The 23,558-nt window shown below is 65.9% G+C and carries 23 protein-coding genes and 1 other RNA gene; 11 read left to right on the top strand and 13 right to left on the bottom strand.

From position 1 onward, the window contains the following. Positions 1-29 precede the first annotated feature (29 nt). Entirely contained in the window at positions 30-1,694 is a 1,665-nt protein-coding gene (locus C7446_RS14795; RefSeq protein ID WP_121173891.1) for an AMP-binding protein, read from the bottom strand. A 175-nt stretch (positions 1,695-1,869) separates the two neighbouring features. On the opposite strand from C7446_RS14795, the gene cysK reads away from it, so the two are divergent. Beyond that, entirely contained in the window at positions 1,870-2,841 is a 972-nt protein-coding gene (gene cysK / locus C7446_RS14790) for a cysteine synthase A (RefSeq protein ID WP_121173890.1), read from the top strand. A gap of 59 nt (positions 2,842-2,900) precedes the next feature. Here the strand turns inward: cysK and C7446_RS14785 are convergent, their stop codons facing one another. After that, positions 2,901-4,700: a vWA domain-containing protein gene (locus C7446_RS14785; protein WP_121173889.1), complete on the bottom strand. Its 1,800-nt coding sequence runs from the start codon at positions 4,698-4,700 to the stop codon at positions 2,901-2,903. Positions 4,701-4,705: 5 nt separating this feature from the next. Then, positions 4,706-5,200 carry a hypothetical protein gene (locus C7446_RS14780; protein WP_121173888.1) on the bottom strand — a complete coding sequence of 165 codons (495 nt, stop codon included), beginning with the start codon at positions 5,198-5,200 and terminating at the stop codon, positions 4,706-4,708. Between the two features lie 48 nt (positions 5,201-5,248). Between C7446_RS14780 and C7446_RS14775 the strand changes: the two genes are divergently transcribed. Further along, a complete protein-coding gene (locus C7446_RS14775) occupies positions 5,249-7,369 on the top strand; it encodes a S9 family peptidase (protein ID WP_121173887.1) in 2,121 nt (706 codons plus the stop codon). A 43-nt stretch (positions 7,370-7,412) separates the two neighbouring features. On the opposite strand, the gene C7446_RS14770 is transcribed toward C7446_RS14775, so the two are convergent. From C7446_RS14770 to dnaX, 6 genes are read right to left on the bottom strand one after another with little or no spacing between them, the layout of a single operon-like run. Next, the gene (locus tag C7446_RS14770; RefSeq protein ID WP_121173886.1) at positions 7,413-7,868 is read right to left on the bottom strand and encodes a YcgN family cysteine cluster protein; all 456 of its coding nucleotides are present in this window, start codon (positions 7,866-7,868) and stop codon (positions 7,413-7,415) included. A gap of 17 nt (positions 7,869-7,885) precedes the next feature. Beyond that, positions 7,886-8,191, bottom strand: coding sequence for a YcgL domain-containing protein (locus C7446_RS14765; RefSeq protein ID WP_121173885.1), 306 nt, complete (start codon positions 8,189-8,191; stop codon positions 7,886-7,888). Then, positions 8,188-9,333 carry a ribonuclease D gene (gene rnd, locus C7446_RS14760; protein ID WP_121173884.1) on the bottom strand — a complete coding sequence of 382 codons (1,146 nt, stop codon included), beginning with the start codon at positions 9,331-9,333 and terminating at the stop codon, positions 8,188-8,190. Before rnd ends, C7446_RS14765 begins: the two co-directional genes overlap by 4 nt. Positions 9,334-9,378: 45 nt before the next feature. Continuing rightward, the gene (gene recR, locus C7446_RS14755) at positions 9,379-9,981 is read right to left on the bottom strand and encodes a recombination mediator RecR (protein WP_121173883.1); all 603 of its coding nucleotides are present in this window, start codon (positions 9,979-9,981) and stop codon (positions 9,379-9,381) included. Positions 9,982-9,997: 16 nt separating this feature from the next. Further along, a complete protein-coding gene (locus C7446_RS14750; protein ID WP_121173882.1) occupies positions 9,998-10,324 on the bottom strand; it encodes a YbaB/EbfC family nucleoid-associated protein in 327 nt (108 codons plus the stop codon). Positions 10,325-10,380: 56 nt separating this feature from the next. Beyond that, entirely contained in the window at positions 10,381-12,489 is a 2,109-nt protein-coding gene (gene dnaX, locus C7446_RS14745; RefSeq protein WP_121173881.1) for a DNA polymerase III subunit gamma/tau, read from the bottom strand. A 259-nt stretch (positions 12,490-12,748) separates the two neighbouring features. Between dnaX and C7446_RS14740 the strand changes: the two genes are divergently transcribed. Next, positions 12,749-13,135, top strand: a complete 387-nt coding sequence (locus C7446_RS14740; RefSeq protein WP_121173880.1) for a hypothetical protein — start codon at positions 12,749-12,751, stop codon at positions 13,133-13,135. 121 nt (positions 13,136-13,256) lie between these two features. Here C7446_RS14740 and ffs read toward each other — a convergent pair. Both ffs and C7446_RS14730 read right to left on the bottom strand, forming a co-directional pair. Continuing rightward, positions 13,257-13,353, bottom strand: an RNA gene (gene ffs / locus C7446_RS14735) — signal recognition particle sRNA small type. A gap of 164 nt (positions 13,354-13,517) precedes the next feature. After that, entirely contained in the window at positions 13,518-14,600 is a 1,083-nt protein-coding gene (locus C7446_RS14730) for an AbrB family transcriptional regulator (protein WP_121173879.1), read from the bottom strand. A 214-nt stretch (positions 14,601-14,814) separates the two neighbouring features. Between C7446_RS14730 and C7446_RS14725 the strand changes: the two genes are divergently transcribed. From C7446_RS14725 to C7446_RS14710, 4 genes are read left to right on the top strand one after another with little or no spacing between them, the layout of a single operon-like run. Next, positions 14,815-15,486, top strand: a complete 672-nt coding sequence (locus C7446_RS14725; RefSeq protein WP_121173878.1) for a response regulator transcription factor — start codon at positions 14,815-14,817, stop codon at positions 15,484-15,486. After that, entirely contained in the window at positions 15,483-16,895 is a 1,413-nt protein-coding gene (locus C7446_RS14720) for a sensor histidine kinase (protein WP_245977868.1), read from the top strand. Before C7446_RS14725 ends, C7446_RS14720 begins: the two co-directional genes overlap by 4 nt. Further along, positions 16,892-18,037, top strand: coding sequence for an ABC transporter substrate-binding protein (locus C7446_RS14715; RefSeq protein ID WP_121173877.1), 1,146 nt, complete (start codon positions 16,892-16,894; stop codon positions 18,035-18,037). Before C7446_RS14720 ends, C7446_RS14715 begins: the two co-directional genes overlap by 4 nt. After that, complete coding sequence (locus C7446_RS14710; RefSeq protein WP_121173876.1) at positions 18,034-18,804, top strand: TlyA family RNA methyltransferase; 771 nt, start codon at positions 18,034-18,036, stop codon at positions 18,802-18,804. The genes C7446_RS14715 and C7446_RS14710 overlap by 4 nt, the downstream gene beginning before the upstream one ends. On the opposite strand, the gene C7446_RS14705 is transcribed toward C7446_RS14710, so the two are convergent. After that, the gene (locus C7446_RS14705) at positions 18,789-19,883 is read right to left on the bottom strand and encodes an AI-2E family transporter (protein WP_170150105.1); all 1,095 of its coding nucleotides are present in this window, start codon (positions 19,881-19,883) and stop codon (positions 18,789-18,791) included. The genes C7446_RS14710 and C7446_RS14705 overlap by 16 nt on opposite strands. A gap of 267 nt (positions 19,884-20,150) precedes the next feature. On the opposite strand from C7446_RS14705, the gene C7446_RS14700 reads away from it, so the two are divergent. The 4 genes from C7446_RS14700 to C7446_RS14685 all read left to right on the top strand — a co-directional run bounded on the left by C7446_RS14700 (position 20,151) and on the right by C7446_RS14685 (position 22,266). Continuing rightward, a complete protein-coding gene (locus C7446_RS14700) occupies positions 20,151-21,125 on the top strand; it encodes a phospholipase A (RefSeq protein ID WP_121173874.1) in 975 nt (324 codons plus the stop codon). Positions 21,126-21,255: 130 nt separating this feature from the next. Next, the gene (locus C7446_RS14695; protein WP_121173873.1) at positions 21,256-21,585 is read left to right on the top strand and encodes an ElaB/YgaM/YqjD family protein; all 330 of its coding nucleotides are present in this window, start codon (positions 21,256-21,258) and stop codon (positions 21,583-21,585) included. Continuing rightward, positions 21,585-21,989: a phage holin family protein gene (locus C7446_RS14690; protein ID WP_121173872.1), complete on the top strand. Its 405-nt coding sequence runs from the start codon at positions 21,585-21,587 to the stop codon at positions 21,987-21,989. The genes C7446_RS14695 and C7446_RS14690 overlap by 1 nt, the downstream gene beginning before the upstream one ends. After that, positions 21,979-22,266 carry a YqjK family protein gene (locus C7446_RS14685; RefSeq protein WP_121173871.1) on the top strand — a complete coding sequence of 96 codons (288 nt, stop codon included), beginning with the start codon at positions 21,979-21,981 and terminating at the stop codon, positions 22,264-22,266. The genes C7446_RS14690 and C7446_RS14685 overlap by 11 nt, the downstream gene beginning before the upstream one ends. A 57-nt stretch (positions 22,267-22,323) precedes the next feature. Here the strand turns inward: C7446_RS14685 and C7446_RS14680 are convergent, their stop codons facing one another. Beyond that, positions 22,324-23,499, bottom strand: coding sequence for a BaiN/RdsA family NAD(P)/FAD-dependent oxidoreductase (locus tag C7446_RS14680; protein ID WP_121173870.1), 1,176 nt, complete (start codon positions 23,497-23,499; stop codon positions 22,324-22,326). Between the last annotated feature and the right edge of the window lie 59 nt (positions 23,500-23,558).

Here is a 23,558-nt window from a genome sequence, read left to right as displayed (position 1 = left end):
GCGGGCGGACAGTGTGCGGCCGGCGGCCATCACGCCGACTCCTCGCGCAGGGCGCGACGCAGCACCTTGCCGACATTGCTGCGCGGCAGCTGTTCACGGAACTCGAAGCTGCGCGGCACCTTGTAACCGGTCAGCCGTTCGCGGCACCACTGCCGCAGGGTATCGGCATCCAGCTGTTCGCTGTGCGCCACCACATAGGCCTGCACCCGCTCGCCACTCTCTTCATCGGGTACGCCGATCACGGCCGCCTCGCTGATCTCCGGATGCGCCGTCAGGACCTCTTCCACCTCATTGGGATAGACGTTGAAGCCCGAAGTCACGATCATGTCCTTCTTGCGATCGACGATGCGCACGAAGCCATCGCGGGAGAGCACGGCAATATCGCCACTGTGCAGCCAGCCGGCACCATCGAAGGCACTCTCCTCCTCGCAGCGCCAGTAGCCCGCCATGACCTGCGGCCCCTTGACGCAGAGTTCGCCCGGTTCATCATAGTCCAGCGGCCGCCCTTCATCATCCACCACCTGCAGCCGGGTGGCCGCTACCGGACGGCCGATGAATCCCGGGCGCATGTCATCCGGTGGATTGACGCAGACCACCGGCGAGGTTTCGGTCATGCCGTAGCCTTCCAGGATCCGGCAGCCGGTAACCTCCGCCCAGCGATCGGCCACCGCACCGTTGAGCGCCATGCCACCGGATACCGATAGCTTGAGCCGTGAAAAATCGAGCCGACGAAACGCCTCCTGGCGGCAGAGTGCGGCAAACAGGGTATTGAGTCCGACAAAAGCCGAGAATGGTTGTTTTTCAAGGGTGCGGATGAAGCGTTTCATGTCACGCGGATCGGGAATCAGCACACTGTGATTGCCGGTCTCGCAGGCGAACATGCAGTTCACCGTAAAAGTGTAGATATGATAGACCGGCAGCGGTGCGATGATGACCTCCTGCCCGACTTCCAGCACATCGGAGAGCACCTGACCGGTTTGTCGCATGTTGGCGATCAGGTTGCGATGGGAGAGGATGGCACCCTTCGGCTTTCCCGTGGTGCCGCCGGTATACTGCAGTACGGCAGGATCCTCTCCCCGTCCCCAGCGCGGCGCCCGTTCGGCATGACGATCGAGCTCGGGACGCAGGGCATGACGCATTGCAATGCTGCCGGGAATGGACGCTGCATGACGACCGCGCGCCTTCAGGCGCATCCCCAGCTGCAGCATCCAGCGGCGCGGTGCCTGATGCAGATCGGCAATGCCGGTGGTCACCACACAGGCCAGTGGCCGACGCTCCAGCGCCTGGCTGACCCGCTGCAACATCCCCTCGAAGACCAGCACGCCCTTTACATCGGCATTCTCGAACTGATGATGCATCTCCTGGGCACTGTAGAGCGGGTTGGTATTGACGATCACCAGCCCGGCCCGCAGGGCGCCGAATACCGCAACCGGGTACTGGAGGATATTGGGCAGCACCACGGCGAAGCGATCACCGGGTTGCAGTGACGTCTCTTCGATCAGCCAGGTAGCAAAGCGGCGCGTCAGGCAATCGAGTTCACGATAGCGCAGCGTGCGCCCCAGGCAGCTGAAGGCCGCATGATCGGCAAAACGTTCGCAGGCATGGCCGATCACTTCGATGATCGAGTCAGCGTTGTCCGTTGCATTCAGTTCGGGCCCTTCCAGCAGGGCCCGCGATCCCTCATCCCGACTCATTCACTCTCCCACTCACGGCGATCGGCAGCACCGGTTCCGGCCGAGCCGGCGCCGGGTGGCGCTTACTCTAGCATGATAGCCGGCACACGTCGGCGCGCGCGAAAGTGCTAGGATTGAGACACCGATGTTGCAACCCAATCGCCTCGCTGGGCGAGGATCCGCGTGGAGCAGGAGCATGAGTCACATTCTCGAAGACAATTCGCAATCGATCGGTGGCACACCGCTGGTGCGTATCAACCACCTTTCCGACCATCCCCGGCTTTATGCCAAGATCGAGGCGCGCAATCCGGCGCTGTCGGTCAAGTGTCGGATCGGCGCCAACATGGTCTGGGATGCCGAAAAACGCGGCGCCCTGAAGCCCGGCATGGAGATTCTGGAACCCACCTCCGGCAACACCGGCATCGCGCTGGCCTTCGTCGGCGCCGCCCGCGGCTATCGGGTCACTCTCACCATGCCTGCCTCGATGAGTCTGGAGCGCCGCCAGGTGCTCAAGGGGCTGGGTGCGCAACTGGTGCTGACCGAGCCGGCGAAGGGCATGAAGGGCGCCGTCGACAAGGCCATCGAGATGCGCGACGCCGAGCCCGAGCGCTACTTCCTGGCCGGTCAGTTCGAGAACCCTGCCAACCCCGGGATTCATGAACAGACCACCGGTCCGGAACTGTGGGATGCCACCGATGGCGATCTCGACGTGCTGGTGGCCGGCGTGGGTACCGGCGGCACCATTACCGGTGTGTCGCGCTACTTTGAAAACCACCGCGGCAGGTCGCTCTACTCGGTCGCGGTCGAGCCCGCCGAATCGCCGATCATCGCCCAGCGCATGCGCGGCGAGGAGATCACACCGGCTCCGCACAAGATTCAGGGCATCGGTGCCAACTTCATCCCGCAGAACCTTGACCTGTCGCTGGTCGATCGGGTCGAGGCCGTCTCCAGCGAGGATGCCATCGCCATGGCACGCCGGCTGATGGCCGAGGAAGGCATCATGGCAGGCATCTCCTGCGGTGCCGCGATGGTGGCCGCACTGCGACTGGCGAAGGATCCGGAGTGGGCGGACAGGTCGATTGCCGTGATCCTGCCGGACAGCAGCGAGCGCTATCTCTCTACTGCCATGTTCGAGGGCATGTTTACCGAGCAGGAAACCCAGCAGTAGTCACCCGGCTCTCCGAGCGCGCGGCCTGCCGGCCGCGCGCCCCGATCGGGCACCATGACCTAGAGATGCGGCTCCCGGCGCCTGTGTCGCTGACGCCGCCGACGGCGCCGACGCATCAGGAGTACCAGCCAGACCAGCCCCGATGCAGCGATCACGACCGCCCACCAGGGCGCGCCTGTATATGCCGTCAGCCGACGCTGCAGCTGCGGCCACTGCGCCTGCGCCCGTGACCACAGCTGCTGGAATGACCACCCCGTGTCCTCGTCAGCTGCCTCGGCCTCGTCATCATTCGCCAGGCTTTGCGCATCAGGCGCCTCCCGATCGAATCGCGCCCCGGACACCCCCACGGCAGACGACGCGTTGAGCTGTACCGGCGGCAGCGCAATGGTCCGCGTCTCGCCGTCGAGCTGCACCCGGGCGGAGAGTGCCACCGGTACCGAAACATCGGGCAGCTGAGCCGGCAGCGCGACCTGCCAGCGCTGCGGCGCAGGCGTATCCACCGGCAGCGCCTCGCCCTGCAGGGTGGCCGTCAGCGTTGTATTGTGATGATCGAGACGCCCGAACGCGGCCTGCAGCGCAATTGCTGACTGGTCGTCGGCCAGGCTGGCCGAAATCGCCGGTGCAATATCCACACTCTGCTGACGCAGTCGAGTGAATGTTTCCCCCCGCGCCACCAGTTGCAGGCGGGCGTTACCGCTGGCATCGCCCGGCTCGAGCTGGCCGTGAAAATGCCCCTCGTCATCCCGGGTCAGGGAGGCTCGGTCAAGCAACGTCCCCTGCTGTCGCAGTTCGGCCGTGATCCGGATCGCATCCTCCTCACTGCCCGGCCCCTCGAGCCAGGCCTCCAGCGGCACTGCGAAATGCTGATAGAGCGTAGCCGGCAGCGGCGCCCCGGCCAGCTGCAGCGCGGAGTCGATGAGAATCCGGCTGCCGGGTCCGATGGCACCGTTGACCTGCCAGCGGCCTTCGGCCGGCGAAGGTACGGTGATCAGGTCAAAGCGCTCGTCGTGCCGCCAGCGCACTCCGGCGGAGTTGCGCGTCAGCGTCTCTCCCCGGGGCGTGGTCAGGGATACGGCCGGATCATCGCTATCGTGAAACAGCAGTGCCGTGAAGCTGTCGACCCGGTCATCGATGGCGAACCGGCCCTGATCGAGCGGCACCTCCTGGCGGGGGACCACGCGCCCCAGTACATCGAGAAAGGAGCGCAGCAGCGCCTCGGGGGTCTCGGCCACCGAGGCCAGACCGCCGGTCTGCTGGGCAAGCCTGCGCAGCAGCGGAATATCGGCATTGCGGGAGAGCGCGATGGTATCCACGATCACCCCCCGCTCGGCGAGCCGGGGCGCCAGCCGTTCGAGGATACGCCGGCGTGAAGCGGCATCGTGCGCCTGCTTGCTGCTTCCGGCGGCCGGGATATCGACCATGCCATCGGTGAGCAGAATGACATGCACCGGTCCGGCCCCGTCGGCCCGGGCGGCTTCCCGCAGGGCCCGCTCGATATCGGTGAACTGCTGATAGTCGGTCAGGCGCGGCAGTACTGCCAGCGCGCGCTGACGCCACTGCTCGTCGACATTCGCCAGCGGCAGCGGATTGGCGACCCGATCACCGAAGGTCCACAGGCCGGCGCGCAGCTGCGCGGGCAGCAGTTCCACCAGCAGCCGGACACCATTGGCGCGCAGGTTGCCGGGGTCGTTGCCCTTCATGCTGCCGGAGACGTCCAGCACCAGCCGCACCTCCCCCTGGCGCGCCGCCGCGGCCGGCAGCGACAGCGTCAGCAGCAGCAGCCCGATCAGCAGCCAGTGGCCGGGCCGGGCCCATCGGCCAGTGTCTGCGGGGTATATCCGATGCAAGCGCTGCTTCATGCACGTTACCGCCCCAGCGAAGGTTCACGCCGACCGGCGCCGGCCGGGGCCTGCCGGGTATCGTCAGCGCTGCGCTGCCGACCGGCAGTCCGCGACGACCGGCCATGTTCACCTCGGGGCGCCGAGCCCCCGCCGGTCGAGTCGTCGCCGCTGCCGTCGTGGCGGCGCCGGAAGGAGAGCCAGCCGAACAGCCCGCCGACCACGATCATGCCGGTCAGCATCCAGAGGCCGGCGCCGGCTATCTGCCCCGCCTTGCCCTGCAGCACGCCGACCACGGTCACCACCAGCGCCGGCGCCCAGCCCGAGTAGCCAAGCTGCTCCTTCGGCCCGGGAATGGTGAAGTGCGCCGGCATCAGCAGGGCGCCCGCCACCAGTCCGACCAGTACCCAGCGCGGCAGACGCGGCAGGAAGGAGAAGGCAAGATAGCCCGTGATCAGCACAATCAGGGCCAGCACGATATAGCAGAGCCAGAGCAGCGGCAGGGAATCCGAAATCAGCACGCCAGAAGTCTCCCGGTATATTCAGTCGGACATGTTACACTTCATGCCATGAAAGCACAGCCGCCAACGCCCCCATTCGACGCTCATCACCCCGTCACCCGCTATCATCGGCACAGCGATCCCGAGTGGCACTGGCTGGAGCAGCGTGATGACCCCGAAGTGCGTCGCTTCCTGAGCGACGTCAACGAGACCTTCGAGCAGTGGTTCCGCCCGCTGGGGCCGCTCTATCAGCGCCTTTACCACGGTCATCTGGCCCGCCGCGAACTCGCCGTGACCGGCCTTGCCACACCGCTCGATCACTACGTCTACTGGAGCGAAACCGCCCGTGACGCCGACTACCCGGTCTTCTGGCGTCACCCCATCGGCGACGACAGCCGGTGGACATGTCTGCTCGACCTGCAGCGCCTGTCGGAGCAGTCGAGCTTTCTCGAGCTTGGCGACATGACGCCCTCACCCGACGAGCAGTGGCTGGCATGGAGCGTGGATACCCGGGGCGACGAGTTCTTCGACCTGTTCGTCCGCCGGCTTCCCGATGGCGAGCCCTGCCTCCTGGAGAGCGGTGTGGCGCCCGATCTCTGCTGGGCCGAGGATGGCCACACCCTGCTGTTCTGTCGCTATGACGACACCCAGCGGCCGGCCACGATCTGGCGACGACCGTTTGACGGCGGGGAGGCCAGCTGTCTCTTCGAGGAGCCGGATGCCGAATTCTGGGTCGGCTTCGGCAAGACCCGCTCGCGTGACTGGCTGGTCATCGAGACGGCCTCCAAGGACACCTCGGAGTGCCATCTGCTGCCGGCCGCGCAACCGGAGGCCGGACTGCGCTGCATCCGCCCGCGCGAAAGCGGCGTCGAATACAGCCTCGACCACCGTCCGGGCGTCTTCTACATCCATCATAATCGCGATGCCGTGCACTTTCGGCTGGATTGGCTGGATGAGGCCCGGCTGCTCGCGGCCGCCGACCCCGCCGGCCTGACCTGGCAGCCCTTCATCGATCATCGTGACCGGATCACCCTGGAGGGCGTGGATACCTTCAGCTGGGGGCTGGTAGTGACCGAGCGCGATCACGATCAGGCCCAGGTCCAGCTGCGACTGCTGGAGCTCGACGAGGCGCATGCCGTTACCCGTGACGCATGGCTGCCCCTGTTCGAAACGCCCTGCAGCCAGGTGCTGGGTGACAACCCGCACTTCACCAGCCGCCGGTTGCGACTGCGCGAGGAATCCTTTACCACCCCGCCCCGCTGGGAAGAGATCGATCTCGACAGTGGCGACCGACAACTGCTGCGCCAGCAGCCGGTGCATGGCTCGCTGCATCCCGGGCAGCTCGCCTGCCGGCGCATCTGGGCCACCTCCTTCGATGGCGAGCGGGTGCCGGTCTCGATCGTCGCCCGGGCCGATCTTCTCGACGGCGGCCCCCTGCCCACCCTGCTCTACGGCTATGGCGCCTACGGCCAGGTGCTCGACCCCTGGTTTTCGATCTCCCGGCTGGAACTGCTCGAGCGCGGCGCCGCCTTCGCCGTGGCCCATGTGCGTGGCGGCGGCGATCGTGGTGAACCCTGGTATCTGGCCGGCAAGCTGGAGCACAAGCAGAACAGCTTTCGCGACTTTCTCGCTGCCCGCAATGCGCTGGTCGAACAGGGCCTCGCCGACGGGGAGCGTATTGCCGCCTATGGCGCCAGCGCCGGAGGGCTGCTGGTAGCCGCCAGCGTCAATCTCGATCCGCACGCTTTCTGTGCCGCGGTACTGGATGTCCCCTTCGTGGATGTGCTGCGCACCATGGACAATCCCGAGCTGCCGCTGACCACGGCAGAGTACACCGAGTGGGGCAACCCGGCCGAACCCGACGCCCGGCGCCGCATCAGCGACTATTCACCGCTGGACAATCTGGCGCCGGCCCCCTGGCCTGCGGTCTATCTGCAGGGCAGCTGGTTTGATACCCGGGTGCCGTACTGGGAGCCGGCCAAGCTCTACGCCCGCCTGACCGAACTGGCCAGTGCCCGCGGCCCGGTGCTGCTGCGCACCGACATGGACGCGGGCCATGGCGGCGCTTCCGGCCGCTTCGAGGCGTGGCGCGACATCGCTCGTCAGGATGCCTTCATCCTCTGGTCACTGGGGCTTTCGGATGTCAGCACGCCGATGGATGAGCGCACCACCACTCCGGCGCCGGGCTAGCCATGCATGGCAGGAGGCTGACGCGGAGGCCGATACGCCGGGTTCAGCGGGAAGCGTCGACCGGCAGCACGGCGATGATGTAATCCTCGAGGTCCTCGTCGGCCACGCCGGTCTCACTGCGCACCCGCCCGCTCACGCTGATGCCGAGCCGATGAACGGCCTCGGGGTCACCGCTGATCAGGGGGTGCCAGTCGGGCAGCGGCCGGTTTTCATGGACCCGGCGATAGCCACAGGTCTCCGGCAGCCAGTGAAAGCTCCCGGCCCGTTCCGGAGTGATCCGTGTACAGCCCGGCACCTGCTCGAAACGATGAGCGTAATCGCTGCAGCCGCAGCCTTCGGTGTCCAGCAACCGGCAGGCCACGGAGAGCGTGGCGATGTCACCGCTCTCCTCGTCCTCCAGCTTGAGCAGACAGCACTGCCCGCAGCCGTCGCAGAGCGCTTCCCATTCGGCATGATCGAGCGCCTCCAGCGGAAAGCGCTCCCAGAACCGTTCACGCATCACTGCTCCCGACCGGGTCACCCGGCCTCGTTGTCGCGATCGGCAGGCCCGGTATAAAAGGCGCGATCACGCTCCAGCACACTGCCACCGGGCGGCATCTGCAGATAGTAGCCCTGGCTGCGAATATGCTCGATGACCCGGGCAGCATCCGTCCGGGCCAGCGAGCGCTCATGCGTGAGCAGCAGGGTGAGTGCCGTTTCGGGCCGGCCGAACTCCTTCAGAAGCGCCTCGGGCACGTCTTCCAGACCCCGGGCACGCTCAACGTAGAGATACATCTCTTCCCGCCGCGGACTGCGATAGACATCGCACAGCAGCCCCTTCATTGACGCTCTCCCTGACCCAGCTGTCTCAGCGCAGCGCGCAGTTCATGATTGAGCAGATGCCCCCGCCAGTCGCCGGGATCGGGGTCGGCCACGGCATGACCGGCCATGTCCGCGGCCACCCAGCGCTCCAGCTCACGGCGCCGCGCCAGCAGTTCGGGGGCCAGGGCCAGCTGTTCGGCATGCGCCTGGACCACCCGCCTGAGCGCTTTCATCCGCTTTTTCCAGTCGGCCGAAATCGGAGAGGGCAACGGCTCGGGCAGCGCCGACTCATCGAGTTCACGCGCCTGACGCACGGCCCCCAGCAGGGCATCCCCCTCCCGCTTGATCAGCGACGGACGCATCTCGTCGATCAGCGACAGCTCATGGCGGTTGCGCGGCATGGCTTCGGCCACCATGAACAGCAGCGCATCACTGCACAACCGATTGCGCGGCACATTGCGCTCGCGCGCGGTATGTTCACGCCATGCACAGAGTCTCTGCAGCGCTGCCAGCTGACGCTGACCGAGCCGCCAGGCATTGCGATGACGGCGATACCACTGCATGTCGTCGCGCACCGTATCGGCCGCCTCGACCAGCCGCTCGCAGTCGGCATGCAGCCATTTCAGCCGACCCTGGCGGCTCAGCGTCTCTTCCAGCCGTGCCCAGACCGCCGGCAGCCACGCCACATCCTGAACGGCATAGTGACACTGGCGTTCGCTCAGCGGACGAATCAGCCAGTCGGAACGGGTCTCCTCCTTGGGCAGCGCCACGTCGCACCAGTGTGCCACCAGCCGCTGATAGCCGAGGGTCGGCTCGCCCCCCTGCAGCGCATGGGCCAGCTGGGTATCGACCAGCGGCCGTGGCAGCATGCCCAGCCAGCGCACGAGGACCTCGAGATCCTCGCCGCAGGCGTGCAGCAGCTTGAGCGGGCCTTCGCCTCCCAGCAGGGCGCGCAACGCCGGCGTGGGCGACACTACCGTCGGATCAATGAGATAGACGACCTCCTCATTGCCGAGCTGAATCAGCGCCGGGATCGGATAGAAGGTGGTCTCCCGCATGAACTCGGTGTCCACGGCGAGCACACCGTGTCGTTTCAGCGCCTGACAGGCCTCGTCCAGCTGTTCGGGGGTATCGATGAAATGCCAGGCCACGTTCGGGGTCATGTCGCTCGGAATCCGTCGGCTGCAGGTATGGTCGGGATGGCGGGATCAATCACTGAAGGCCTGTCGACCGAGAAAGGCACGCGACAGCGTACCACTGTCAACGTATTCGAGATCGCCCCCCATGGGCACCCCGTAGGCCAGCCGTGACAGGCGGATTTCCAGCGGCCGCAGCTGCTCGGCAATGTAGTGCGCGCTGGCCTCGCCTTCCACGGTAGGGTTGGTGGCCAGGATCACCTCGTCCGGGGCCTCCTCGCGCACCAGCTTTTCCAGCGCGTCGAGCCCCAGATCCTCGGGCCCTATCCCGTCCAGCGGCGACAGATGGCCGTGGAGCACGAAATAGCGGCCCTGGTAGCCACCGGCCTCCTCGATCGCCATCAGATCGGCAGGAGATTCGACCACGCAGATGGTTCGGTCGCTGCGCCGGGTCTCCTCGCAGATCGAACACAGCGACTGCTCGGTGAGGTTGCGACAGCGCCGGCAGTAACCCACCCGATCGAGCGCCTCGGCCATCACCTGCGACAGCCGCAGACCGCCTTCACGGTCACGCTCGAGCAGGTGCAGTGCCATGCGCTGTGCCGTACGCGGGCCCACGCCGGGCAGCACGCGCAGGCTTTCCAGCAGCTGTTCAACCAGTGGCGAAAAGGTCATCGACAACTCGATCGGTTCAGAACGGCAGCTTGAAACCGGGCGGCAGGTTCATGCCCTCGGTCACTTCCTCCATGCGCTCCTTGGAGGTCGCCTCCACCTTGCGCACGGCATCATTGACGGCAGCTGCGAGCAGATCCTCGAGAAATTCCTTGTCCTCTTCCATGACCGTGGGATCGAGGGTGATATCGGTCACGTCATGGCGACCGTTCATGGTGACCTTCACCATGCCGGCACCGGCCTCCCCGTGCACCTCGGCCTGCGCGATCTCCTCCTGGACCTGCTGCATCTTTTCCTGCATTTCCTGGGCCTGCTTCATCATGTTGCCCATGCCGCCCTTGAACATGTCGTTCACCTCTCAGGGAAAAATTCGATGGATGGGAGAATGCCCGTCTGATCCGATCACTCGGCCTCGAATGACCGGACGCTGTTATCGAGCAGACGCGCATCGAAAAGCTGTTCCAGTTCCCGAATATGCGGGTCGTTGCGCAACGCTTCAACCGCTCGTTCGCGGCGTTCGGCGCTGAGCCGATCACTGCGCGCCTTCGGCGTTTCCATGTCGGCGTCGAGCTCACCCACCTGCAGCGTCACATGGCGAGCGTAACCGGCAGCTTCCAGCGCCGCCACCAGTCGCTGCTGATGAATCTCGGCATTCATGGCGCCCTGTGAGGGGTCCAGTCGCAGCGTCAGATGATGACCATCATCCTGCTCGACCACACAGTGCGCAATCAGATTGCGCGTCATGCCGGAGAGCGAAAGCTGCGGGAAGAGCGCCAGCCAGCCGGCCGCGGTCAGGCGATGGTGGTCGGCCTCGACCGGGGCATGAAAGTCACTCGCCCCGAAAGCGGCCGGTTCGGCAGGTGCCAGCGGCTCTGCCGCAACCTCGCTCTCCCGTGACGGCGCCTCTTCGTCCGTTTCTTCGGCAGCCGGGGCATCGTCGCTGTCAGCTGACGCCCAGGCGTCCGGTGGCAGTTGCATGGCGGCCGTTGCATCAGCCCCCGAATCGTCCTCGTCATCCCCTTCGGAATCGGTGCTCCCGGCCTGGAAGGCCTCATCGGGCAGCGCCGGGGAGGCATCCCCGGACAGGCTCTGTTCGAACTCCTGCCACTCCTGCGGCAGCTCTTCGGCGGCCTCCGCCATGTCCGACGTGTCGCTCGCCGTTGCCATCTCGTCGGGGGCGGCCCCGGCAGATTCGGCCGCGGAGCCCTCGACGGAGGCACCGGGCGCCGGCGCCTCCGTGGGCGAGGCCGAATCCGGCTCGTGCCCGCCGGAAGCACACGAGCCGGCCGAGGCCTCAGGGTTCGATGACGCAGCCGCCGGTGACGCGGCATCCGAGGATGCCGCGTCCGGGGGCCCCGCGGCCGACGATCCGTCGCCGCCATCACTGCCACGCATCGGCAGCGGCGTGTCGGCCGGGCGCGGCACGCCCTGGGGGCGGAAGGCGAGCATGCGCAGCAGCACCATTTCCAGCGCACTGCGCGGTTCGGGGGCCTGCTCCATGTCACGGCGGCCGTTGAGCGCCATCTGGTAGTAGAGCTGAACATCCTCGGCGGTAAAGCGGCCGGCCAGCGTCAGCAGCACCTCCCGGTCGCCCTGGGCGTTATCCAGCGCCTGGGGGACCATCTGCGCGATCGCCAGACGGTGAAAGATGCTGCACAGGGAGTCGAGAATATCGGCGAAATCGGGACCCTGCTCGGCCAGCCGCGCCACGGTGTCCAGCAGCGCCGGCGCATCGGCAGCAGCCAGCCCCTCGGCCAGACTGATGACATGCTGGTGATCGAGCGTCCCCAGCATGGCGGCGACATCGGCATGATCCAGCCGCCCTTCCCCGAAGGCAATGGCCTGATCGGTCAGTGACAGCGCATCGCGCATCGAGCCATTGGCCGCTCGCCCGAGCAGCCACAGGGCACGCTCCTCATGCTCGACCTGCTCGCTGTTCAGTACCCGGTCGAGATGCTCGACGATGCGCTCGGGCGTCATCTGCTTGAGGGCAAACTGCAGGCAGCGCGACAGCACCGTCACCGGCAGTTTCTGTGGATCGGTGGTGGCCAGCAGGAACTTGACGTGCGGAGGCGGCTCCTCGAGCGTCTTGAGCAGCGCATTGAAACTATGGGTCGACAGCATGTGCACCTCGTCAACGAGATACACCTTGTAGCGCCCCTGGGTCGGGGCATACTGCACGTTCTCGAGCAGCTCGCGGGTATCCTCGACCCGGGTCCGCGAGGCGGCATCGACCTCGATCAGATCAACGAAGCGCCCCTCGTCGATGGTACGGCAGGTATCGCACTGGCCGCAGGGCGTGGAGGTCACCCCCTGTTCGCAGTTCAGACACTTGGCCAGAATCCGGGCCAGCGTGGTCTTGCCCACGCCGCGGGTACCGGTAAACAGATAGGCATGATGCAACCGGCCCTGATCGAGCGCATTGACCAGGGCACGACTGACGTGCTCCTGACCGACGAGTTCATGAAACGTGCGCGGCCGCCATTTGCGGGCCAGTACCTGATAGCTCATGCAGCTGCCGGGAACTCTTCTGGGGTCCGTCGTTCATCGACAGGACATGGACGGTTCAGCATATGCCGACGGTGTTGAAGTGCACTCGGGACCGCTCGGGTACCGAACTGCCCGTTCATTCTATCGACTGGACATGACGGCGAAAAGCAGGTGCTGCATGCGGCTGGCATGCCGGTCGGGCCGATCAACATGGCCACGGGACGACGAAAGCACCCCCGGCCGCCAGGCTGAAGGACACCGTTCGTCGGAGGCACCGGGCATGAAACGATCACTGTGGCTCCTGCTGCTCTCGCTGCCGGCCACTCCGGCACCGGCAGGCGACATTCACGAACTGCTCTGCACCACCGAGAGCGGATTCGCCGAGCGCATGGCACGGGATCGGGACGCCCGGATACCGCTTGCCGAAGAGCTTGAAAACGCCGACGAGATGGCCCGCCGGATGCTCCGGACCCTCGAAGGGGCCGATGAGCAGCGCTACTCCGAAGCCGACCGGGCCACCCTCACCGACCGACCGCTCGCCTGGTACAGCCGAAAGTACCGTCTGGTAATGAGGCTGATCTACACCAATCCGGAATATACCGGTGCCACCCCGGGGCACATCGCACAGCTCTATCTGGAGCAGTGCCTGGCGCACTATCGCGACTGATCAGTGATGCTGGCCCGGCATCACGCTGACGGCACGCACCCGCCTTCGGCATTGCGGTCAGAACAACATGGCGACAGGAGTTCGATCGGAAATCGGAACACGGATATCGGAGGGTGGCGACCCTCATCAGCCACATCCCGGCACACGGCTCCATCACTACCGCTGCTCCCTTCCGGGCCTGACGGGGTTTGCGATTTCGCGTTGCGGGAGGACCGACAAGGGCCACCATAACCGGTTATCAGACTGCCGTTCTGATCACGATTTTACCGTCAGATCAGAAGATTGCAGCCTTCAGCAGGCCGGGCCTGCCAAACCGAGCGAGCATCATAACAGTGCCGATGGACGCCGACAACAGGCAACGCTTTCAGGCAGCCCCTCCATGTCACTCCGGCGTCTCCCGGCGGGCATCGTCGGCACTGCTGCGGCGCCAGCGCAGCAGGCAGCGCATGACCAGCGGCGCCAGCACCACCAGCAGGACCACCCGCACCAGCTGATGGAAGGTCACGAACAGGGGATCGATGTTCAGCGACAGGGCCACCAGCGCCATCTCGCCCAGACCGCCCGGCGCCAGTGCCAGAATGGCTACCCCCCGATCGATCTGCAGCCACTGGTGCATCAGCTCGGCGAAGCCGACCATCATGACCAGCACGATGATCGAGGCGACCAGCGTCTGCCCTGCGTAACGCAGCAGCAGGCGCGGCGCCAGACCGCGAAAGCGGGCGCCGATGGCACAGCCGAGTACCCACAGCATCAGGTTCATGGCCCAGCCCGGCGGCTGGAAATGCACGACATCCAGCCCCCCGAGCAGTGCCGCACACAGCAGCGGCCCCAGCAGGGACGCCTGGGGCAGGCGCAAGAGCCGTCCCAGCCAGATCATCAGGGGCAGCAGCAGAAACAGCCAGACGCCCTCGGTGGCCGGATAGCTGCGACTGGCATCGGCCGCTGCCCCGAAATGCCAGAACAGGGCCGGCAGGGTCAGGATCACGACCAGTACCCGCAGCGACTGCGAGACGGTGATGCGCTGGGGATCACCGCCGGCACGCTCTCCCATCAGGATCATGGCGGTCATGGCACCGGGAGTCGAGGAGTACAGCGCACTGACCCGATCGAAACCACAGCCGCGCCGATACCAGAGCGCCACCACGGCCGTACTGGTGCTGATGCCGATAATCAGCAGCAGCACCGAGGCCGGCCACGCCAGCGCCTGATGCACGAAGGCCGGCGTGATCCGGCCGCCCAGTACCAGCCCCAGCACACCCATGAAGGTGGCCCGACAGCGTTCCGGCACTGCCACCGGCGCTCCCCCGATCGCCACCAGCAGATTGGCGCACAAGGGCCCCAGCATCCATGCCAGCGGCAACTGCACCAGCGCAAACAGCGCACCGCCCACGGCGCCGACGCCCAGCGACAGCAACAGCTGCGGCACCCGGCCCTGAAACCGGTGTAAACCGGTTGAATCCTTCATGCCTGCTCCCAAGTGTCACGGTCAGCGGCCGTCAGCCGGTCGCGGCATCCTGCCACTGAACCTGTCCCGATAACGCTACCGGAGTTGACATCCGGTACGGGGCCCGGATCATCCCGGGGCGGGTCGCAGCAGTGTAGCGCACAGCCCGGGCGCGATAACATGTCGACACACGCTATCCGCCGATCGAACATGAAGTGCAAAGGAAACACATCACATGGCGCTTGTGCTGATCGAGGACGACGAACTGCTGGCCGATACCCTGCAGACCCTGTTGCGCCAGCAGGATCATGATGTCGAACTGCTGGTCCGGGGCGATACGGCCCGTCAGCGCCTTGCTGCCGACATCGACGCGGCGCTGGTGATCCTCGATCTCAACCTGCCGGGTGGCAGCGGCCTCGAGGCACTGGAAGCACTGCGGCGCCATGACCGCCATACACCGGTACTGATCCTGACGGCGCGCGCCTCGATCGAGGATCGGGTACGCGGTCTTGACCTGGGCGCCGATGACTATCTCACCAAGCCCTTCTCGCTGGAGGAGTTCGAGGCCAGAGTGCGCGCCCTGCTGCGTCGTCGGCAGCGCAGCAGCGACAGTGAAGCACTGACCATGGGGGCGCTGCGCTTCGATCCCCGTACCCAACGGGTCTTTGTCCACGAGCAGCCGCTCGCCCTGCCACCGCGCGAACTGAGACTGCTCGCCTGCCTGTTGCGCCATGGGGGCGAGATCGTCGAGCGTGCGCGCCTGATCGAGGAAGCCTTCGGCAGTGATGAAACGCTGGCCGACAATGCCCTTGAGGTCTATATCCATCGCCTGCGTCGCCGGCTGGCCGACAGTAATCTCTCGCTGCGTACCGTGCGCGGGCTGGGATATCGTCTGGAGCAGGCGTGACCCTGGCCGTCGCCACGACCACCAGCCTCTACCGGCGTCTGCTGGGGCTGATGGCACTGGCCATGACCCTGCTGGGTGCCCTGCTGCTGCTGCAGGCGAACCACAGCGCTCACCAGGGCGCCAACCGCGCCTATGACCGGCTGCTGGATGCGGCCTCGCGAGTGCTCGTCGAACAGGTCAGCTGGCAGGCAGGCCAGCTCCGATTCGATGTGCCGGCCTCGGCGCTGGAGATGCTGGCCCCCGGTGGCGACGAACGCGTGTTCTACACCCTGGTGGATGCCGACGGCGAGCCCATCAGCGGCAATGTCGAGCTGCCCCCACTGCCTGCCGACACTTCAGCTTCGCTGCCCGGCGATCGTGATGATCGCTTTCATGCCACCACCGTGCAGTGGCACGGCATGATCCTGCGCCTGGGCGCCCGCCAGGCACGTCTGGCCGGCTGGCAGCGCCACGACCGTTTCTCGATCCGGGTGGCGCATACCATGGAGGCGCGCAACGCCCTGGCCGGCCAACTGCTGCAGGGCAGCATGCTGCGGCTGGGCGGCATGGCGCTGCTGATGCTGGCCCTGGTCACGGGGGCCGTCGGCATGGCGCTGGCCCCCCTGCGGCGACTGCGTCAGGCACTGCGTCAGCGTAACCCCGACGATCTCTCCCCGATCGCGCTGCCGGTCCCCCGTGAACTGCGCGAGCTGGTCGGCGCGCTCAACGATCTGCTGGCTCGCCAGCGCCGCCTCAAGGCCCATCAGCAGCGCTTCATCGGGGATGCTTCCCATCAGTTGCGCACCCCGCTGGCCGGACTCTCCTCCCGCGCCGAGCTGGCCCTGCGCAGCCGGGAGCCCGAGCAGTGGCACAGTGCCCTCGTGGCGATGCAGCGCAGTGCCACGAATGCAGCCCGGCTGGCCGGCCAGCTGCTTTCGATGAGTCGCCTGCAGTCACCCGACGCTCCGACCGAGCGGGAGGCCATCGAGCTCCGAGCGCTCGCCCGGGCGAGCGTGCGTCAGGCCCTCGATCGTTACCCGGGGAGCGAAATCGACCTCGGTGTCGAAGCGTGCGATGCTCCCGTGACGGTGCACGGCAGCCGCTGGCAGCTCGAGGAAGCACTGGCCAATCTGATCGATAACGCCATGCATCACGCCCGCCATCGGGTCACCGTACGGGTCACCGCACAACCGTCACGACTGACGGTCGAGGACGATGGGCCGGGCATCCCGAGCGAACAGCGTCATGAGGTACTGAAGCCCTTTCATGGCGCCCGACACAGCGGCTCCGGGCTGGGACTGGCGATCGTGGCGGGCATCTGCGAAGCCCATGACGGACAGCTCGAATTGCATGACAGCGAGCCGCCCCCCGGGCTCAGTGCCACAATGCGGCTGGGGGCGGCAGCCGAGTCACGGGAGACGGCGTCATGATGAAGCTTCCGGGAATGCATTCGTGGCTGTTGTTGCTGTTGCTGTTGCTGTTGCTGGCAGGTGGAGCGCAGGCAGTCGACAGCCCGCGCCAGCCTGCCGTCGAGCCGGCCCTGACCCTGGCCGGTCATGCCGACGGACCGTCGCTGGTCGTCCAGGGTGTGCTCGATCCGGACATCATGCAGACGCTGCTGAGCGCCTTCCATCGCCGCCACCCGACCATGACCATCCGCTATATCGACGTATCGGGGCGGCCCAACCGGGTGCCGGACAAATCGCTGCAGGATTTCCAGCCCGATCTCGTTCTCTCCTCGGCGATGCCCTGGCAGTATCTGCACGCCAACAACGGCAACGCCATGTCGCTCGGCGCTCAGACCCTGCCCACCGACTGGCCGGACGCTTCGCGCTGGCGCAACGAACTGGTCGGTCTGACCGCCGAGCCACTGGTCATCGTCTATCGACGCGAATATGCCCGTCGTTTCGGTATCCCCCGCAGCCATACCGCCCTGCTCCGCCAGCTCAGGCAGCATCGCGATGCCCTGCAGGGACGGGTGGTCACCTACGATCCGGCACGCAGCGATACCGGCTTTACCTACCTGGCGGAGGATGCCCGCCAGTCACCGCAGATCTGGTCACTGGTCGCCGCGCTGGGCGAGGCGCACACCAGCCTCACCGACAGCACCAGCGACATGCTCGAAGGTCTGATCTCGGGCCGCTACCTGATCGGCTACAATCTGATCGGCTCCTACGCCAGCCGGGCGGCTCGCCGGCATTCCGAGCTGAAGGTACAGCGCCCCGCCGACTATGCGCTGGTCATGCAGCGCCTGGCACTGATTCCAACCGGGGCGCCACACCCCGGTAACGCCCGTCTCCTGCTGCAGTTTCTGACCGGTCGCAAGGGGCAGCAGCTGATCGCCCGGCAGACCCCGCTGGGCGCGCTGCATCCGGCAGTCGCCACCACCGGCGACATGCACACGACCGCTGGCATTACCCGCTTCATCCGCCCCGGGCCGGGGCTGCTGGCACTGGTCGATCCGCTCAAGCGGCGCAGTCTGCTGGCACGGTGGCAGCAGGCCTTCGATGCTGACTCCCGAACGGACAGCGGCTCCGATCCCACCACTTCCGAGGACTCCACGGCACCATGACACGAGCCGATCGGCTACTGGTCACTCAGCAACTGGTGCGCTCCCGCACGCGCGCCCAGCGCCTGATTCGCGGCAGGCGCGTGTTCATCGTCACCGAAGACGGCCTGCACCCCGTCCTGCGTGCCAGCGAGCAACTGCCCGATACCAGCCGTTTTCTGATCGAGCCGGATCCCGAGGAGCGCTATGTCTCACGGGCCGGTCTCAAGCTCGAAGCGCTGCTGAAGGCCACCGGCGTCTCGCTGGCGGACGCGATCGTGCTCGATGTCGGCCAGTCCACCGGGGGCTTTACCGACTGCGCCCTGCAGGCCGGCGCCACCCGGGTGATCGGCATCGAGGTCGGCCACGACCAGCTCGACAGCCGGCTGCGCAGTGATCCCCGGGTCGAATGCCTGGAGGGCGTCAACGCCCGTGCCCTGCCCGATGACAGGCTGCACGCACTGATGCCGGCCGGCGCGACCGCCGCGGTCATGGATGTCTCGTTCATCTCGCAGACCCTGATCCTGCCGGAGCTCGCCCGGCTGCTGCCTCCCGGTGGTGCGCTGCTGTCGCTGGTCAAGCCGCAGTTCGAGCTCTCTCCGGAGCGGATCGGCAGTGGCGGTCTGGTCCGCGATGCCGGCGACTACAAGGTGGTGCGCAGCCGGCTGGAACAGGCCTGCCGGCATAACGGTTTCACCCTCCACCACTGGCAGGAGAGTCCGATCACGGGGGGAGACGGCAATCGCGAATTCCTGCTGTACGCCACCCGCCTCGATCACTCGCTCTCCTGAGCCTGCGAGGAAACTTCCGGGCTCGAGGGAATGGTGCCCTCCCCCAGCCAGCCCTCCACATAGAGGCGCTGGATGAGCACCATGCACAGCGCCGTCAGCGGCGCGGCCACCAGCAGGCCCAGGATACCGGCCATCAGCCCCAGCGCGACCTGCACCGCAATCAGCAGCCCGGGCGGGATGGCCACCGCTTCGCGCTGCACCCAGGGCGTCAGCAGATAGCTCTCCACGAACTGGATGCCGGTATAGAGCAGCGCCACATGCCAGAGTGCCTGCGGATCCTGCGAAAAGGCCACCAGCAGGGCCGCGCCGGCCGCCAGCAGCGGACCGAAGTTGGGAATAAACTCCATCAGCGCCGCCAGCAATCCCAGGGAGAGCGCCAGCGGGATGCCGAGCAGCCAGAGGCCGATACCGGTCAGCAGGCCTACCACCGCCATGGAAACCAGCTGACCGATCAGCCACCAGCTCAGCTTGCTGCGGACCTCCTTCATCAGCACCCGCGAACCCTGCCGGCGCTGCGGGGGTACCAGCGACAGCAGACCGTTGCGGTAGGTATCCGGCTCGATCGCCACATAGAGTCCGATGAAGATCACGACTACCGTGTTGATCAGGGCACCGAAGGTCGAGGAAAGCAGGGTTTCCACCCGGGTCAGCCAGCTGCTGAACACGTCGCCGGCAGAACCGTTCTGCTCGAGATGGCTGACCAGCCGATCGCCGAACGGCCAGCCACGCAGCTGCTGCTCGAGGTGCGACACCGACTGCGGCAGTACCTGGGACATCTGATGAAACTGCTGCAGGGCATTGGTGGCAAAATTCGCCATGAAGGCCCCCAGCAGCATGATCAGTCCGCCGATCACCACCACCAGCGACCAGCGTCGCGACAGGAAGGTATGGCGCAACAGCCAGTCCGTCGGCAGCGAGATCAGCAGCGCCATCAGTAGACCGGCAAAGATCAGCAGCAGGATTTCACGCCCCAGGAACAGCAGGGTCAGCAGCAGGAGGGTCGAGGCGGCGACGAGTGCTGCAATCCAGACACGTTTGGTATAGAGACTGGGATGACGGGGTTCCGTCGGACGTGACACGATAACGCTCCCTGGTGATTCGTGATGATCGCGATCGTCCCTGATCGCAGCGGGCAATCCAGCGTCCCATGGTAACCATGGCTACCGTCACGCTTCATGCCGATGTAACGAAGCGCGCTTCCTGCAGTCGGCCCCGGTCATGCAGGTTCGTCCCTCGACCTGCAGGGTGGCGTGGGGCAGTTCGAAACACGCCGCCAGCCTCTTCAGATTGCGCATCTGTCAAACCGCCATGCTCATGATAAGCTGCGCGTCCAACGTTGATGTGGAATGCGTGTACTCATGGTCTTCACCCTCTCTCGTGCTTCGCTGCCCCTGGTGACCGCGACTGCCCTGTCACTATTGCCCTGCCTCACCGCTGTCGATACAGCGCAGGCGGAGGACAGCGCCCGGGGAGCGTCGGCCGCTGCCGAGAGTGGAGCCGCAACCTCGGTCGAGGCGGACCGGGCCCGCAAGGCGGAACTCGAGCAGCGGGCCACACGCAATCCGCTGGCGATTACCGTCTACCATCGCAACTATCTGATGCCCTGGGCCTACAATTCCCGGCCGGACAGCCAGACCTTCAACGAGATCGACCCGGGGGGCAGGGTCGATCGTGCCGAGGTCAAGTTCCAGCTCAGCCTCAAGGTCGGGATCGCCGACAACATCTTCGATGACAACGGTGACCTGTACTTCGCCTACACCCAGCGATCATGGTGGCAGGCCTACAACTCCGATGCCTCCTCGCCCTTTCGGGAAACCAACTATCAGCCCGAGGTCTTTCTCAGCTTCGACAATGATCAGCAGTTTTTCGACTGGACCAATTCGGCCAATCGCATCGGCCTGATGCATCAGTCCAACGGTCGTTCCGATCCCCTGTCACGCAGCTGGAACCGGATCTACCTGGCTTCGATCTTTCAACAGGGGCCCTGGGGGCTGGAAGCGATGCCGTTCTGGCGCATTCCCGAATCCGACAGCAACGATGACAATCCCGATATCGAAAAGTACATGGGATATGCCGATTTCACCCTGAGCTATTCCCGCAACGACCAGGAATTCACCTGGCTGATCCGGGGCAACCCCGTGCAGGGCAACTTCGGCAATCAGCTCGATTACTCCTTTCCGCTTTTCGGCAAGATCCGCGGTTTCGTGCAGTTCTACGAGGGCTACGGCGAGAGCCTGATCGACTATGATCACTACAACCGTCGGCTCAGCCTCGGTTTCAGTCTGAACACCTCGCTGGCCGGGATTCCGGACACGCTCTGAGCCGCCACTGCCGGTCATGGTGCGGCCGGTCCTGCTGAAGATCAGGCCAAGGTGGTAGATCGCGGCGTTGAAGGCAGCCCGTCGACTGCTATGATGAGTCTGCCACTAATATCAAGGGAGGATGTCTACCATGGCCATGCAGCCCGTCGAGCGCAACGCACGTGATGTCAGCAAGGAACAGCTGCGCGAGGACCTGCGTCAACTGTCGCAGACCGTGGAAGAACTGATGAATGCCACCGCGGATGATTCCCGGGAAAATGTCTCCCGACTGCGGGCCCGGGCCGAGGAGCGTCTGCGCGAAACGCGGGCACGTCTGAGCGAACGGGGTGAACGGGTACGCACCCAGACCATGGATACGGTGGATTGCTGTGAACACTATGTTCGCGAGAATCCCTGGCAGAGTCTCGGGATCAGTGCTGCCGTTGGCATGGTGGCCGGATTGCTGATCGGACGTCGCTGATGGCTCGTCAGGAAGGTACCAGCGGCCCGGCGGAAAAGGTCATCGGTGCCGGCCGCCAGCTCTTTACCAGTGTCATCACGGCCGGCGAAACGCGGCTCCGGCTGGCCGTGGTGGAGCTGGAAGAGGAGCGGGCGCGGCTGTTCTCGATGCTGCTGCTGGCCGGTCTTGCCCTGCTGCTGATCGGCTTCGGTGTCGGCATGCTGATGCTGCTGGTCATCGTGGCCTTCTGGGAAGACCATCGGCTGCTGGCCATCGGTATTGCGTCCGCCGTACTGCTGATCACCGGTGGGGTGATTGCCCTGCGCGTACGCAATATCGCGCGCGAGCCCAATCTGCTGCGTTCGACCATGAATCGGTTCACCGAAGACCGACAATATCTGGAGCGCAATCAAGATGCTTCGTGACCTGGCCGCCCGCCGCCGACAGCTCGAGGAGCAGGTCGTGCAGGATCGGCTCGATCTTGCCACTGCGGTACGCGACTGGCGCGAGGCGACGGCACCGATCGATCGGGCATGGAGCCAGGTCATGCGCTATCGCGGGCTGATCGCGCTGGGCTTCGGCACCATGGTGGCACGCGGCAGCAAGACCAGACGGCCGACCGGCGGTCTGCGACGCTGGATTCGCCGTGGCACCATGGCCTATGCCATTGGCCGGCGCCTGCGCGCTGCCCTGCGGCATTGAAATAGCGGCCGGGCCCTGCCCGGCCGTCTGCCTGCCGTCATTTCCCGCAAGGCCCGGTCAGAGCGCCTGACCGCACGCCACTCCCGAGGCCCAAGCCCACTGGAAGTTGTATCCCCCCAGCTGGCCGGTCACGTCCAGCACCTCCCCGATGAAGCAGAGCGCCGGCAGCTCGTGCACCTCGAAGGTCTTCGAGGAGATCACGTCGGTATCAACGCCTCCCATGGTGACCTCGGCGGTACGCCAGCCTTCGGTGCCGGACGGCGTCAGTCGAAATCGTTGCAGCGCCTCGGCCACACCGGCCAGATCGGCATTGCTGTAGTTGGCCAGGCTACCGGATAGTGCCAGCCAGTCACTCATGGCCCGGGCCAGCCGGCGCGGCAAGCGTTCCGCCAGCCAGGCATCCGGCTGCCGTCGCGGCGTCTGACGGCGTGCCTGATGCAGGGCCGCCTCGACATCCTCCTCCGGCAGCCAGTTGATCCGCAGCTCATCACCCGGCTGCCAGTGCGAGGAGATCTGCAGCATGGCCGGGCCGGAAATGCCGCGATGGGTCAAAAGCGCCGGCTCGCGATAGCGGCCATCGCGGCAGTGCACCTCCACCGGTGTAGCCACACCCGAAAGCTCCGCCATGCGCTCCTTCCACGGTGCTCCCAGAGTAAAGGGCACCAGCGCCGGGCGCAGCGGGGTCACCGGCAAGCCGAACTGACGTGCGATCCGGTGGCCGAAATCGGTGGCCATCGAGGGAATCGACAGCCCGCCGGTCGCCACTATCACGCGCCCGGCCGACAACCGCCCCATGGAAGTGTCGAGCTGCATCCCCGAGCCCTCACGCTCGATCCGCTCCACCCGGGTGCGGGTGGCCAGCGTTACCCCTGCCCATTCACACTCGGTCAGCAGCATGTCCACGATGGGCTGGCTGGAGTCGGCACAGAACAGCTGGCCAGGCGCCTTCTCCACCGGTTCGATGCCGTGCCGCTCGACAAGCTCGATAAAGTCCCGGGGGGTATAGCGCTTGAGCGCCGAGATGCAGAAATGCGGATTGGCCGAGAAGAAATTGTCCGGTCCGGTATCGAGGTTGGTGAAGTTGCAGCGCCCGCCACCCGACATCAGGATCTTGCGCCCGACCCGTCTGCCCTGCTCGATCAGCAGCACCCGGTGGCCGCGATAACCGGCCGTCAGCGCGCACATCATGCCGGCTGCCCCGGCACCAATGACCACCACATCCCACTGTTTCATGCGTTGCTGCCTGCTGGATCATGGCGGGTAACCCGCCCTGAAACGATACAGGCCGCGCC

Origin of the sequence: Kushneria sinocarnis, assembly GCF_003633775.1 — a bacterium.
GTDB lineage: Bacteria > Pseudomonadota > Gammaproteobacteria > Pseudomonadales > Halomonadaceae > Kushneria > Kushneria sinocarnis.
Note: the sequence above shows the minus strand (reverse complement) of the source record. Positions and strands in the feature narration are given on the sequence as shown.